This window comes from Anaerohalosphaera lusitana, from assembly GCF_002007645.1.
Taxonomy (GTDB): domain Bacteria; phylum Planctomycetota; class Phycisphaerae; order Sedimentisphaerales; family Anaerohalosphaeraceae; genus Anaerohalosphaera; species Anaerohalosphaera lusitana.
Genome location: NZ_CP019791.1, coordinates 3,947,641 through 3,960,820, shown reverse-complemented (window position 1 = coordinate 3,960,820; position 13,180 = coordinate 3,947,641). Strand labels below are relative to the sequence as shown.

The following is a 13,180-nucleotide window of genomic DNA, read 5'->3' as shown; positions in this document are numbered from 1 at the left end:
ATATGACATCAGATGCAAAGGTGGGCTTACTGCTGGGGCTTGTGTTTGTAGTCATTATCGCTTTCCTGATCAACGGACTTCCAGATCTTCTAGGATCCAACGAGGCGGAGCAACCGGTCAGCACCGCTATAAGCAATTCGCACACGACCACACTGGTGATCGGTGAGCAGGCGAGGCAGGCAGGTCAGCAGGTACTAGGGCCGGACCCCACCGAGGAGCTCGCTCCGCGGCAGGTCAGCATAGCCGAGGCAAGTGAGATCGATCCCAGATTCAGCGACAATCCTCCTTCGGCGAGCAATCCTGGCGGTTCGATATCACGGCGCATCCCGACGGGTACTCCGACGACTACCTCTCAGACCGGTTCAAGTGCAGGGGGTTACTATGTGGTTCGGCCTGGTGATAACCTCGCTGAGATAGCAAAGAAGTTTTACGGACCCGAAAAGGGCAATAAGCACGAGAACGTCAAGCGGATATACGAGGCCAACAAGCAGACACTGCCTTCACCGGACAAGATCAAATCAGGCCAGAAGTTGCTGATCCCGGCGCTTTCGGTGACCCAGAGAGCTCCCAAAAACGTCAAAGATGCACAGAAAATGGGTCTTTTTGAGAAGATCGCGAGCATTCCGGATGCCTGGAAAAAGGCTGGGCGGAACGAAAGCCGCCCCGAACCCCCCAGGCAGAACCGCGTATATGTTGTACAGCCGAAAGACACCCTCTGGAATATTGCAGCCAAGTATCTCGGCAGTGGCCACAAGTATCGCCAGATCGTAGAGCTGAACAAGGACAAGCTTTCTGATCCGGGCGACATTGAGGAAGGCATGCGCCTGACTCTGCCGCCGAAATAAGATATTGAGCGAGCATGTCCCGTCCAAGACTTGTACTCATCGTATTTTTTGCAACTCTGGTGCTGATAGTGACTGCTTGGCTGCGCTCCGCTTCCAGCAGAACTTTCTATCTGCACCGTCAGGAGTATGTGCGTCAGCAAAGGCTCAAACAGCAGTTGTGGCAGAAACAGCTTGAACTTGAGAGCATCATCAGTCCGACCACGATATCCGACCGTATCGAAAAGCAGTTAGAAGATGATCAGGCACAGTAATACCAAATGAAAACAAGGCACATCGCTAGTTCAATATTCGTCTTGTTGATCTGCATTTTCGGTCTGCTTGTCTCACGTCTTTACTACCTCCAGAAGATCAAGGCCCCGACCTACCGCGAAAATTCACAGCGTCAGCAGCATGCTGTGATCACTGAAACGCCGCAACGGGGGATCATAGTGGACCGTAGGGGGCGGATAGTCGCAGCAAGCAACAGAATCGACACGCTGTTCGTTGAGCCCAGAAAGCTTGACTCGGATGATAGACGCAACCAGGCTGCGGTCGAGCTTCAGGAAATACTTCAAATGCCGGGTCATGAAATATCGCGCATTATCGACGAAAGCGCAAATCCGGGCTATGTCAAGATAAAGGAAGATATTTCCCCCGATGAACGCATATCCGCGACGCAGACGGGGCTGGAGGGGGTTGGCGTCAAGACCGACTGGCAGAGATACTATCCCATGGGCCGTCTTTTTGGTCATGTGGCAGGTTTTACAGGCTGGGACCAGAAGGGACAGGCGGGGTTGGAGCTGAAATACAATGATGTGCTGGCGGGCAAAGAGGGAAAGGACGTGTTCGTGGTGGATGCGTTCCGCAAGCCGATCGGTAAAAAGCAGCCCAAATCACTTGTGCAGGATGGGCTGGGGCTGGTCCTCACTCTGGATGCGACGATCCAGCAGTTCACTCGTGAAGCAATCTATAAACAATATAAAGAGTACAATGCCGAATCCGCTGTGGCCGTTGTGATGGACCCTAAGACGGGCGGTATCCTTGCGATGGTGTCGGTGCCGGACTTTGATCCGTCTGATATCAATTCATCCGAGACCGACTGGCGCAGAAACCGCGCACTTACAGACCCTTACGAGCCGGGCAGTATCTTCAAGCCGATCGTCGCGGCGCTGGCTCTGGATGAGGGCGTTATCGGTTATCACGAGCAGATATTCTGTGAACGGGGGAATTATTCCGGCAAGGGGTTCGGCAGGATCGGAGAGTGGGGCAATCACCGTTTCGGGAACCTGACCGTCAAAGAGATACTTGCTCAGTCAAGTAATATCGGCATGGCGAAGATCGGTCAGAAAATGGGCAAGAAGAAGCTGCATGACGGTGTGAAGCTGTTCGGCTTCGGGCAGAAGACAGGTATCGACTTGCCGGGTGAGGAAAGCGGAGTCGTTCGACCGTTGAAGAAATGGGACGGCTACAGTATTACGCGTGTGCCGTTCGGCCATGAAGTTACAGTGACGGCCATTCAGATCGCGCGGGCCTACTGCATACTCGCTAACGGCGGCAGGGCGGTCAGGCCTCACCTTGTTCGTGCGGTCGTGGATCAGGACGGCAAAGTGACGGAACTGTCGAACGATAAACCGCTGGCAGGCTATATACTCAAACCCGAGGTTGCCGACTGGGTCCGCACGGAAGCGCTGGTAGAGGTCGTTGAAGACGGCACGGGAACGGCGACCGATCTTGAGAAATGGCAGGTCTTCGGCAAGACAGGTACCGCGAATATCGCCAGCGGCGGATATGATGAAACGAACTACGTAGCGTCTTTTGCAGGGGGAGCGCCGGCAGATGATCCACGCGTGGTAATTCTCGTTTCAGTGCGCAAGCCAGACAAGTCGCTGCGGAAGGGTTACAGCGGCGGACGTGTGGCGGCGCCGGTGGTCAAAGAGATACTCGAAAAGACACTGCCGTACCTCAGGGTCCCGCCAGAAGATGATCAAGAGGACTAGCCTTTTTTTCGCCTATGTAGCCGAGGCTGTTGCATAGCTGTATGATCTGTTCGCCGATCGGTGCCGCGTCGCCCGCACCGCTAGTACCGCCTTCGACGATTATCGCAAACGAGATGGCACGCCCGTAATCATCCTCTGCAAAGCCTGCGAACCATGCATTGTAGGGTTTTTCCGTCGAGCCGGTCTTGCCGAAGATTTTCAGGCTCTGGTTTTCGAGCAGTGAACTGTCGACGAAAGCCTTTCTGGCGGTACCGCCGGTTTCGTTGACGACCGCGTACATTCCCTCGCGCACTGCGTCGATTTTGGCCGGCTCGATACCGAGGTCACGTTGGTAGGAGTTCATCGGGTCGGATTCGCTGAGGAACAGTCGGGGTTTTTTGAATATGCCGTGCCTTGCGATCATGGCCATGCCGTTGGCGACCTGAAGCACCGTCGCACGGACCGAGCCCTGACCGATGCCGAACATGCGTTTTTCATAATTGCGGATTGGGGGCAGGTCCTCGAGATCGTCACCTGGGAAAGGTCCCATTGCAGAAGATATCGAGCCGGCGGTCTGTCTCAGATTGCGGTTCGTACCTTTCTGCCTGCGGAGTTCGTCAAGCCTTTCACCGAATTCAGGGCCGTCCAGCAGCTTGCGTCCGAAGCCGAAACTGTACAGCCATTCCTGCAGATCGTCAGCTTCAAAACGATCCGCCAGTTTTGAGAAATAAACGTTGCAGCTTCCCTTGATGGCGTTGCGTGCGTTGTTGGTCCAGCGAGTGTCATGGCACAAACCATATTTACGGAGAATGAGGCAGTTGGGCCAGCCCTTGGGTGCGGGTCTGGGCGGGCAGCTTATCGGTTCATCCGGCATGACGAGTCCGTGCTGCAGTCCGGCCAGCAGAATGAACGGTTTCATTGTCGAGCCGGGCGGGTAATGCTCCTGCAAACATTTGTTGAGCATCGGTTTTCCGGGTGCCTGTAGGAGCTTGCCGTATTCGGCCCGCACATTCGCGGGGTCATATCCCGGCACTGACGCCATCACCAGCACATCGCCCGTCGCGACGTCCAGCACGACCGCGCCCATTCCTGTCGTTACATTCGGATCAAGGCTGTTGCTCTTAAGTAAACCCTCGACCTCCTGCTGCAGCTCGATGTCAAGTGAAAGCTGCACATCCTTGCCGAAGATGGTTTCCTTCTCGCCGATCAACCTGCCGTCCATGTCGTACTGTTTTTCGCCGCGTCTGCCGCGGAGGATCACCTCACATACTTTTTCGACGCCGTTGCCGCGGCCGGCAGTGTCGTCGGGCAGGTATCGCGAATATTTGTCCTCTTCGAACAGTTCCTTGTCATTCTCCTGCGGCGGGGCGACCCAGCCAATTATCTGCGACGCAGTTTTGCCATAGGGATACTCCCTGTTCGTCTCGGGGTCGATGCTGACTTCCTCTATGTCCGCGAACTCAAGCTGGGCATCGAGCAGGTCCTCTTCGCTGGCGAGGTCGACCAGTGCATAATCCTTGTGCATTTCGAGCAAATCTTCCTTTAGAGCGAGCTTGAGCCTCTCGCCGCGGTCCGGGACCTTTTCGCGGAAATCCTCGAGTGCCGCCCATCTTGGGACGTACCTGCCTTTTGCGGCATATTTGTCTTTGAGCTCGGATTCAGGAAACTTGCGCCGCCATGCGAAGAATTCTCGCAGGGCCCACACTTCGTCGTTGATGTCGCGTATCCGCTGTTCGATGTCGCTGATCGGGGTGTCCGCCATCTGAGCGCACCGTTCCATGATCTGCATGAGCCTGGAGATGTCCTCTGCATAGTATTCACGCAGGTCGGTCTCTGCCTGTTCGATCGTCTTGTCGCCCCCAGCGATATCTTTGAGAATATTGGCCTGCCAGAATCTTTCGTCCAGCAGTCGGGTAAGCTGGTAGTTGACCTGGACGTGGAAAGCGGGGCGGTCGACCGCAAGGATGCGTCCGTTGCGATCGAGTATGCTGCCTCGAACTGTGGGCAGTTGGATCGGCGCGAGAATTCGTGAAAGCCTTATCTCTTCACGGGCCTGACGCTTGGCGGCTATCTGCAGAAATGCCAGCCTGGCAACGCCTGCGCTGGTGACCAGTATCGAGAGTACGATGAAAATGTGAAGTCTTCGTTTATACATATCGAAACGCTATATCCTGTTCGATCGCAGTCGGTCGATACCCACCAGGGGCGAAAGCCATGTGAGTACGGTCCAGACAAGGGGGCCGGCAATTGCTGAGTATATGATCGTGCCGATCAGGGCCGTCAAGTTTGATGCTGTTTGCAGGTCCGGTTTGAGCATCATCAGCCCGCGTACCCCGGCCAACGCAAACGCACCAATTATGAGTATCGTAAAGCACTGCCGCACATAGCTTTGCATGACCATGTCTCGCTGAAGAGTTGAGGCGACGTATCCGATGATGCCGAACGCTACGATGTGCGGGCCCACGGTCAAACCTGCGGCGTCGGCCATGAATCCGGCCGCGAAAGAAACAAGTATCGCGGTGTGCCTTTCGCAGTTGATCGCGAAAAACAGCATCAAGATCAGCAGCATGGCGGGACGGATATTGGTTCCGCCGAGCGCAATGTAGTTCAGCGCATTGCCGGCGTCCAGCAGTGCGAATGTGATCAGCAGGATTATAAATACTATCCACTTCATTTGCGAATAATCGAAGTTGAACGATTTTTGCTTATTTAACTGTTACTCCATCTGTCCTAGGATGTCGGGCTGCATTACAATTACCGCGACCTCGTCGAGATCATCGACATCGAAAAAGGGTTCAACGGTAATGTCCCACAAGAGCGGCTTTTGCTCGTCGGGGGTTACTTTTTCGATGTAGCCTATTACTACCGGTGTCTCGAGGAATTCGCGATCGTTCGCGGCGTACACCAGATCATTTTCTCTGACTTTATGCTCCCTGGGCAGCAGCTTGATCTTGCACTTGCCGGCTCCGTCTCCGAAGAGCTGTGCCCTGATGTTCTTATCAGACCCTTCGCTGCGGATGAGCACTTCCGTGTTCTGCTGACTGTCGGTTACGAGCCTGACGCGGGAGGTGCTTTCGGCAACTTCGGCGAGTATTCCTATCATCGCATCGTTGCCTATGACGTACTGGCCGGGGCGCAGACCTGTATCGCGTCCGCGGTTGATGATCAGTTCACGCCTGTTGCCGTTGAGGCGACTGTTGACTATCTGAGAGAGTGACAGCCCGCTTCCTACGTCGGGCAGTTTGCTCTGCATGCCGGAAAGCTGTTCAAATCTGCGGTGGCTTTCTCTTAGCTGGGCCAGCGTATTTGCATGCTCTTTTCGGACTCGTTGATATTCACTTTGCAGCCGGGCATATTTTTCTTTACTGACGGAACTGCCCTTTGTTTGTTCAAACTTCCCCAGCCATGGATTCTCGCGAGGCCCCATGCTCAATATTTCGCGGAAAGTGCTTTCGAATACCTCGTTGATTACTTTGGTATGGCTGTGCGGTATCAGAAGAACGATAATCCCGAGGATCAAAAGGCTCGTGAAGATCGAATCTCTGGAAATATTCCTGTACCGACTTGCCATAAGGAAGCTTTATACCCCATTGGAACTTGAAAAACTGTGTCGCGGTCGATCGGCACCCCTGCCCCGACTACTCCCAGGCATAACCTTCCTGGTCGAGAGTGTCCTTCCACAGGTGGAGGTTTTCGAGGAATACGCTGGTTCCCCTTGCTACGCATGAAAGGGGGTCCTCTACCGCGATCACCTTTAGGCCGGTTGCGTTGGAGATAACCTTGTCCATGCCCCGCAGTAGTGATCCGCCGCCGCACAGATGTACGCCGTTCTCGATCAGGTCCGCTGCGAGTTCGGGCTCGGCCTTTTCAAGCGTCTGCATTACCGCTTCGATGATACCCGCAATCGGTTCGCGCAGAGCTTCGCGGATCTCTTCGCTTGTAATGACGATCTTTCGAGGCAAGCCCGAGATCGTATCCCGGCCTGCGATCTCCATTGTCAGTTCCTGTTCAAGAGGAGCTGCGGAGCCGATCTGTATTTTGACCTGTTCGGCACGAGGTTCGCCGATGAGCAGGTTGTATGTTCGTTTGAGATGGTTGATGATGGCTTCGTCGAAATTGTCGCCGCCGACACGTACTGATTCGCATGTGCTGATGTCTCCTAGACTCATGATCGCGACTTCGGTAGTACCGCCGCCTATGTCAACGATCATCGAGCCGGTCGGTTCGGTTATCGGCAGGCCCGCACCAATACCGGCCGCCATTGGTTCGTCCAGGAGATATACTTTGCCTGCGCCTGCTCGTTCTGCACTGTCGATAACTGCTCTGCGTTCGACCGCGGTGATGCCGCTGGGAACGGATATGACGACGCGGGGCCGCATGAAGCCTCTTCGGCCGTGGACCTTTCGAATGAAATAGCTGAGCATACGCTCGGTGATCTCGAAGTCGCTGATAACGCCGTCTTTAAGCGGTCTGACAGCGGTGATCGAGCCGGGAGTTTTGCCGAGCATGTCGCGTGCGACAAGACCGACGGCCTCGCCTTCATTTAGAACGATGTTTGTGCCTTTGCGTACCGCTACCACTGACGGTTCGTTCAGGACAACCCCCTCATGACGGACGCACACCAGCGTGTTGCAGGTGCCCAGGTCAATGCCCATGTCGGTGCTGAACCAGCCTAATATAGTGTCCAGTATCACAGTGATTCCCTTCAATTAGCTCATTCGCCGTGAAGCCCGCCTCCGATCGGTCAACCCTGGCCTGCCTGGCCTACTACTGGAGCTTGCAAGGTTCGTTCCGACTTACAAGACTTGATCGTAATTCATGTAATTCATGATCGCTACATAGGTTGCCGTTGCGATTACCGCAGCCGTAGCCAAACCCAGTATCGCTGTATATATGTCGCTTGCCGAGACTCTTTTATTGTTAGCTGCCATAGGAATTAAAGCTCTGTAGTAACATTATCACCAACTCGGGGTCTCTGCTCAACCAGCTCAAGTACACCCGCCGCTTTGCTAGTATCGACATTTGTGACTTCGATATTGCAGATAAATTCCTCTCCGCGAATCACATGGAATGTCTGGCCTTCTTTTACGCCGTCCGCCGCTCCAACGGAGATACCGACGAGATTCTCGCGTACTTCAGTGACCAGGCCGCGAATAGGCTGTGTTGTCGTTACCTGTCCGGCGGGCTTTGCGATTTCACCTGGAGTAGGCGTCACCGTTGCAACAGTGACCTCTTCGCCCGCCAGTTGTTCTTCGAGGGTCTGTTTTTGCTCCAGAACCTGCTTGAGACGGGCCTGCAGTGATTCGAGCCTGACTGTCTTTGCCATCAGCTCTTCTGTCGTCTCATTGAGGTATTTGCGGTCCCTGATGCTCTGAGCCCTCGTATCTTCGAGCTGGTCCTGAGTGGAAGCCAGCAGAGTTTGAAGATTGCCGATGGTATTTTCCAGGCTTTCCAGCGAGGAAGCCAGATTAGTATACTTGCTCTGATATTCCATGCTTGCGGTTTCGGCGGTACGCTTGTCGACTGCCAGCATGTTGTTTTCTTTGCGAAGCTCGGTGATCTCTGCCTGGAGTTCCTCTTCCAGCTTCTTTGCCTGTGCCTGAACCTGGTTCAGTTCCGTTTCTGCGGCCAGTCTGTCACCTTCAAGGGCCTTGTATTCGGTACGCAGGTCCTCAAGATCACTTTGCGCGGTACTTGTTGACGAGACATAGCTTACTGTCGTGGCACAAAGGAAAATGACACCAAAGGACAGCAGCACTATCAAAACCTTAGTAAGAGTACTCAAACTAAACTCCTTCACTTTCTAAAAATTGCAATTCTGACCTCGACAACCGCTCAATGCAAAGCGCAAGGCGACTGCGCCATTTAAAAATTTAACCAGAATTGTACGTCACAGCCCAGTCAAGGTCAAGATATTTTTATACGAGCATAATATATTGTAAATTATGGATTTACGGCCAAATTGTTCGTTTGAACCGCGATTATTCCGAGGTTCGCGGACCGCTTTGCTATCTTACCAGCAGCAGCACGGAGCCGGCAGCATTTAGCCGTATGTGCTGCCAGTCGCTTTCCAGCAATCCGGGCAGGAATCTGGTAAGCTCACTTCCGCCGATCCTGCCTATCGCCAGGGCCGCTGTAAAGTCTGCCCGCCGTTTGCTAATCGTGTAAGCATCTGTTTGGCGGTCCTTGAGATAGTCCAGGACCTCGGGTCTGCCGACCCTGTTGCCCATTCTGCCAAGCTGCTCGGCGGCGCATAATCTGACCTCGGTTACTTCGTCTTCGAGCATTGTAATGATCGCATCTTCGGCATCCGAAGTGCCGAGGGCACCCATTGCCCGAATACCGATCTGGCGGTCGTCAGCATATTTGCTTATCAGTAAGGGCCAAAGCTGGCGGTAAACGTCCTTATCACCGATCATCGCTATGGCTTCGAGTGCCTGCATGATCACCTGCTCAGATGTTTCGGGTTCCTGAGCAACTGCGTACAGATCGTTTATATATTCCCGTTTTTCGGTCTTGCCAAGCAGCAAAACAGCGTTGGCTTTGAGAGACTTGTCTGGGCTCTTGAGTGTCTTGACCAGAAGCTTTTCGTGGTTAGGCTCACCCATCCGGCTCAAAGCGTATGCGGCTGAGAGCCTGACATGCGGGTTTTGGTCCTTCAAGAGGGGGCGGATGCTCTCTTTTGCCGCCGAGTAGTTTGCATCACCAAGCCCCATTGCTGCTGCGAATCTAACGGGAAAAGATTCATCTTCGAGCCGGTCGATTATCATGGGCATCATTTCACGCCGATTGCATTTGACAACCGTTTCGATGGCATGACTTCTGATGCGGGGGTTTTCGTCACTGAGGCTGGTTTCTACGACCCGGATCGCGGTTGGTTCGAGTTCCCGGATGTTGACCGGTTCTCTGAGTGCATTGCCATTTTGAGTCGAGACTTGTTCGGCTTCGCATCCAAGCAGAAAAACCATCATCGAAACAGCCGTTAAGTATGTGAGTTTTCTCATGCTAACCCTTTTCAACAAAATATCAGTTATGCTGTGCGTTTCTCGTGACGATATCGTTTGAAATCAGCGACCAGAACGATCAAGGCAGTCAGAGCGAACGCTGCTCCACATACTATATCGAGTTTTTGCCCATATTTGCTGAAAAAAGTTATCCTTGAGTCAACTGGTATGTTATCGACGAAATAGCCGCCCACTCCTTGTCTTTCCATCGCCTCAACCGGCAGGTTGCCTTCTACGTAGCCGTCGCGGATCTTTCCGGTGCTGTCTATAAGGCAGCTTATGCCCGTATTAACGCTGCGGATAACGGGAATGCGGTTTTCAACGCATCTGAAAACGGTGATGGCCGTTCTTTGAGGTAATTCAACGCTTGGGATGATCTTGCCGTTGTCAAATCTGACGTACCAGCCGTCATTGCTCAAGTTTACCAGCCAGTCAGCACGTTTTACGCCCTGTGTGCCCACTATTCGGCGTATTATACGAGGGTCTGTGTCCTCATAGCAGATCATGGCACCGAAATTGAATTTGCCCTTGCTGCTGTCCATCTCGAAAACAGTATACTCGTCACCGTGTTCCAGACTGTAGTCATAGTCATAAGGAGAAAGCCAGGTGATGAAATCAGCGATGAAGGTGCCCCTGAAAGGGATAAACTCGCCGAATGGTACAAGATGGATCTTGTCATACCGCTGTGCAGCTTGCTTGCCGTTGGGTTTGTAGAGCAGTGCACTGTTCCACCTGTCCGTCACGTCGTATTTTCCATCACGAATGCCAACCTCGGCACTGTGGGCGCCCATGAGCAGATATCCCTTGCCTGAGACGAATTCGCTTATTCTGTCATTAAATTTCAGAGCCCTGCTGCCGGGCTTGAGATGACGCAGAAAATCCTTGTTCATTGTCGCGAGCACTATTGTTTCGGGCCAGGCGACCATTTCCGCACCGGCCTGGTAGCATTTCTCGCTGCTGATCAACAGCTCGTCCATAATTTTTTCGCCCGATTCGACCTCCTCTTTGATGTGAGAGGGGATATTGGGCTGAACCGATCCCACGGCCGGTCCTTCGGTGAGGTGAAGCGGTGTCTCATCCAGCCGCATTCGGCCGTAGTCGACCGTGCAGAAAACGGCTGCACCTACCATAGCAACTTTGAAAAGATTGGAAAAACGCATGACCTTGCCCTGAGTAAGCGATATTCCCAGGTCCGTGATGAGTCCGTTGACCATGCCTACCAGGAAAGATACTCCCAGTGCGCCGAATATGTCCGCTATCTGAATGACAGTGAGATTCTGGTACTGGCTGTGACCGAGCAGACGCCAACTGAAGCCCGTAAATAATAATCCCTGCCAAGCTTCGGCGCCAACAAACAGAATAGGCAGGCAGGCAAATAGGGGCAGACCTTTGCGTTGGATATATCGAACACTCAGGGCGAGAACGGGCCAGTACAGGGCCAGAATGATACTGAAAAGCACATATCCGGGGACTGTTACGTAGCCGATCCAGTACAGATTGCCGATCCAGTAAACGAGACTGACTATATAAGAGGTCCAAACCAGCCGCCAGGTCCTTACTTCCGGGGCGCACACCATTGCGAACGGAACCAGTGCGATCCAGGCGAGAAAATGTGCGTCGAAAGGGGCCTGAATAAGGGTCAAAAGTCCCGCACTCAACGAAAAGAAGACGAGTGTCCGTAATGTTTCCTGATGCTTATGATCAGTCAATCTAAAATTCCCTGCAATGCAGTTGCGACCTCTTGAGGATCAAATTTACGTTCTTCGTTCAAACGGATATTGTACAGCTTTGTGAATATCTCGAGGAGACTCTTCCGTCGCAGTATTTCGCTGACATCTTTCCTGACTTCGAAATAGAACCTTTTAAGTTCGATCCTTTGGCGCATATCAAGGATCTCACCGTCCTTTTGGAGGTTTTGGCGTTCCTGGGCGAGTTTTTCCAGTCGCTTCCTGCTATTTTCGACATAATTGCTTGAAATGTCAATGCCGCAATAGTCTCTTTCCAGTTGATATGCTGCAGCTACCGTGGTCCCGGACCCGTTAAAGGGATCCAGCACCAGATCTCCGCGATTGGAGCTGACTGACACTATCCGTCCCAGCAGCAGTTCGGGCATCTGGCAGGGGTGCCATCCTTCACGTTCCTTGAACGTTCCGCAGACCCGGCTGAACGTGTTCCAGACATCGTCGGGCATCTTGCCGCGCGGATTTGCCCGCTTGTCGGCGTATACGAGCTGTCTGTCGGAAGGTACGCGTACAGCGTGATCATTGAAGACGTGATCTGCCTTGTCCTTTACAAAGTAAAATATGTGTGTGTGTGATCGGGCGAACATGGTCTTTGTCTGCTGGCCGAAAGTGTAATGCCAGATGATCCAGTTGCGGAGCGTGAGGCCAAGTTGTTCGCCGATCAGCCTGATGTGGTGGGCATAATCATCGCCTATTGCGATGTAAAACGAGCCGTGCGGCTTAAGAGCATTGACGCAGGCGCCCATCCAGTCACGCGTCCAGGTGATGTATTTCTCGCTTTTCAGCGTATCCTTGTACTTATCATACTCATACCCGATATTGAAAGGGGGGTCGGCGAATATCAGGTCCGCAACAGGCTCATCCACTCCGTTGAGCATTTCTATACAGTCGCCGCACAGTATCTTGTTTTTGAAATTCTGCATGGCGATATGATAAGGAACCTGCCTGTTTTTGCAAGCGGGATTTGCGGGCGCTAAGAAATTGACCTGTCCTGCAATTTTTTGTGTTACTCTTCGACTTGTACGACCGCCTGTTCACGGAAGACAGTGCCGCTTAAATAGTCCTTGAACGTCACTTTGGCGGTATATTCTTTGTCGTCGGCAGGTTGGAAACCCAGATCAAACTTCAAGCGGTAATAGTTCGTCATGAAGGTGCCCGCCCACATTTCCTTGAGTTGATCGGGCTTTATCTGCCACCTGCCGACCATCGCATCAGACGCATCTGCCTGCAGATCCCAGAGCTGCACTTCAACGCTGCCGGGGGCCTTGAACGGATCACCCGCTTCATCGTGCGGCTGGATATAGACGACCAGGCTCTCTGCTTTGTCGTCGTTGTCTTTGTCATAAATGCCGCTTCTACTGCTCAGTTCGATCCGATCCAGTGCCGGCAGGGCGGATGCTCTCGCCTCGGGGCCTACTGCCAGCAGTGTATCGACTCTTTCGCTGAGCTTTTCGTTCTGTTGTTCGAGGTGCTGAACCTGCTTTGTCAGCTCCTGGTTCTGGCTCTGCAGTTGGTCGACCTTGTCATAAAGAGAAGACCGGGCGCCGTTTCCGCACCCGGTCATAACAACCGCTGAAACAATAATCAAAACTGTCGTTAGCTGCCTCATGGCGAGCCTTTCAATCACAGCAGAT

Annotated in this window: 12 protein-coding genes; 3 read left to right on the top strand and 9 right to left on the bottom strand. The window is 53.2% G+C overall.

Annotation, left to right across the window (positions count from 1 at the left end; genetic code table 11):
* Window positions 1–2 precede the first annotated feature (2 nt).
* The 3 genes from STSP2_RS16055 (at window position 3) to STSP2_RS16045 (ending at window position 2,821) form a co-directional block, all read left to right on the top strand.
* Window positions 3–845, top strand: a complete 843-nt coding sequence (locus tag STSP2_RS16055) for a LysM peptidoglycan-binding domain-containing protein (protein ID WP_146663732.1) — start codon at window positions 3–5, stop codon at window positions 843–845.
* A gap of 68 nt (window positions 846–913) precedes the next feature.
* On the top strand, window positions 914–1,096 hold the full coding sequence (locus tag STSP2_RS16050) for a hypothetical protein (RefSeq protein WP_146663731.1): 183 nt from the start codon (window positions 914–916) through the stop codon (window positions 1,094–1,096).
* A gap of 6 nt (window positions 1,097–1,102) precedes the next feature.
* Complete coding sequence (locus STSP2_RS16045) at window positions 1,103–2,821, top strand: peptidoglycan D,D-transpeptidase FtsI family protein (RefSeq protein ID WP_146663730.1); 1,719 nt, start codon at window positions 1,103–1,105, stop codon at window positions 2,819–2,821.
* Here the strand turns inward: STSP2_RS16045 and STSP2_RS16040 are convergent.
* The 9 genes from STSP2_RS16040 to STSP2_RS16000 all read right to left on the bottom strand — a co-directional run bounded on the left by STSP2_RS16040 (window position 2,787) and on the right by STSP2_RS16000 (window position 13,173).
* Entirely contained in the window at window positions 2,787–4,955 is a 2,169-nt protein-coding gene (locus tag STSP2_RS16040) for a penicillin-binding transpeptidase domain-containing protein (RefSeq protein WP_146663729.1), read from the bottom strand. The two genes, STSP2_RS16045 and STSP2_RS16040, sit on opposite strands and share 35 nt — an antisense overlap.
* Window positions 4,956–4,964: 9 nt before the next feature.
* A complete protein-coding gene (gene mreD / locus STSP2_RS16035) occupies window positions 4,965–5,474 on the bottom strand; it encodes a rod shape-determining protein MreD (RefSeq protein ID WP_146663728.1) in 510 nt (169 codons plus the stop codon).
* Window positions 5,475–5,516: 42 nt separating this feature from the next.
* Window positions 5,517–6,371, bottom strand: a complete 855-nt coding sequence (gene mreC, locus STSP2_RS16030; protein WP_146663727.1) for a rod shape-determining protein MreC — start codon at window positions 6,369–6,371, stop codon at window positions 5,517–5,519.
* Window positions 6,372–6,438: 67 nt separating this feature from the next.
* A complete protein-coding gene (locus tag STSP2_RS16025) occupies window positions 6,439–7,494 on the bottom strand; it encodes a rod shape-determining protein (RefSeq protein WP_269466429.1) in 1,056 nt (351 codons plus the stop codon).
* Between the two features lie 242 nt (window positions 7,495–7,736).
* The gene (locus tag STSP2_RS16020; RefSeq protein ID WP_146663726.1) at window positions 7,737–8,585 is read right to left on the bottom strand and encodes a hypothetical protein; all 849 of its coding nucleotides are present in this window, start codon (window positions 8,583–8,585) and stop codon (window positions 7,737–7,739) included.
* Window positions 8,586–8,808: 223 nt separating this feature from the next.
* On the bottom strand, window positions 8,809–9,804 hold the full coding sequence (locus STSP2_RS16015) for a HEAT repeat domain-containing protein (protein WP_146663725.1): 996 nt from the start codon (window positions 9,802–9,804) through the stop codon (window positions 8,809–8,811).
* A 26-nt stretch (window positions 9,805–9,830) separates the two neighbouring features.
* The gene (gene lnt / locus STSP2_RS16010; RefSeq protein ID WP_146663724.1) at window positions 9,831–11,513 is read right to left on the bottom strand and encodes an apolipoprotein N-acyltransferase; all 1,683 of its coding nucleotides are present in this window, start codon (window positions 11,511–11,513) and stop codon (window positions 9,831–9,833) included.
* On the bottom strand, window positions 11,510–12,469 hold the full coding sequence (locus STSP2_RS16005; RefSeq protein ID WP_146663723.1) for a site-specific DNA-methyltransferase: 960 nt from the start codon (window positions 12,467–12,469) through the stop codon (window positions 11,510–11,512). The genes lnt and STSP2_RS16005 overlap by 4 nt, the downstream gene beginning before the upstream one ends.
* 83 nt (window positions 12,470–12,552) lie before the next feature.
* Window positions 12,553–13,173 carry a hypothetical protein gene (locus STSP2_RS16000; RefSeq protein ID WP_205847928.1) on the bottom strand — a complete coding sequence of 207 codons (621 nt, stop codon included), beginning with the start codon at window positions 13,171–13,173 and terminating at the stop codon, window positions 12,553–12,555.
* Window positions 13,174–13,180: the final 7 nt, after the last annotated feature.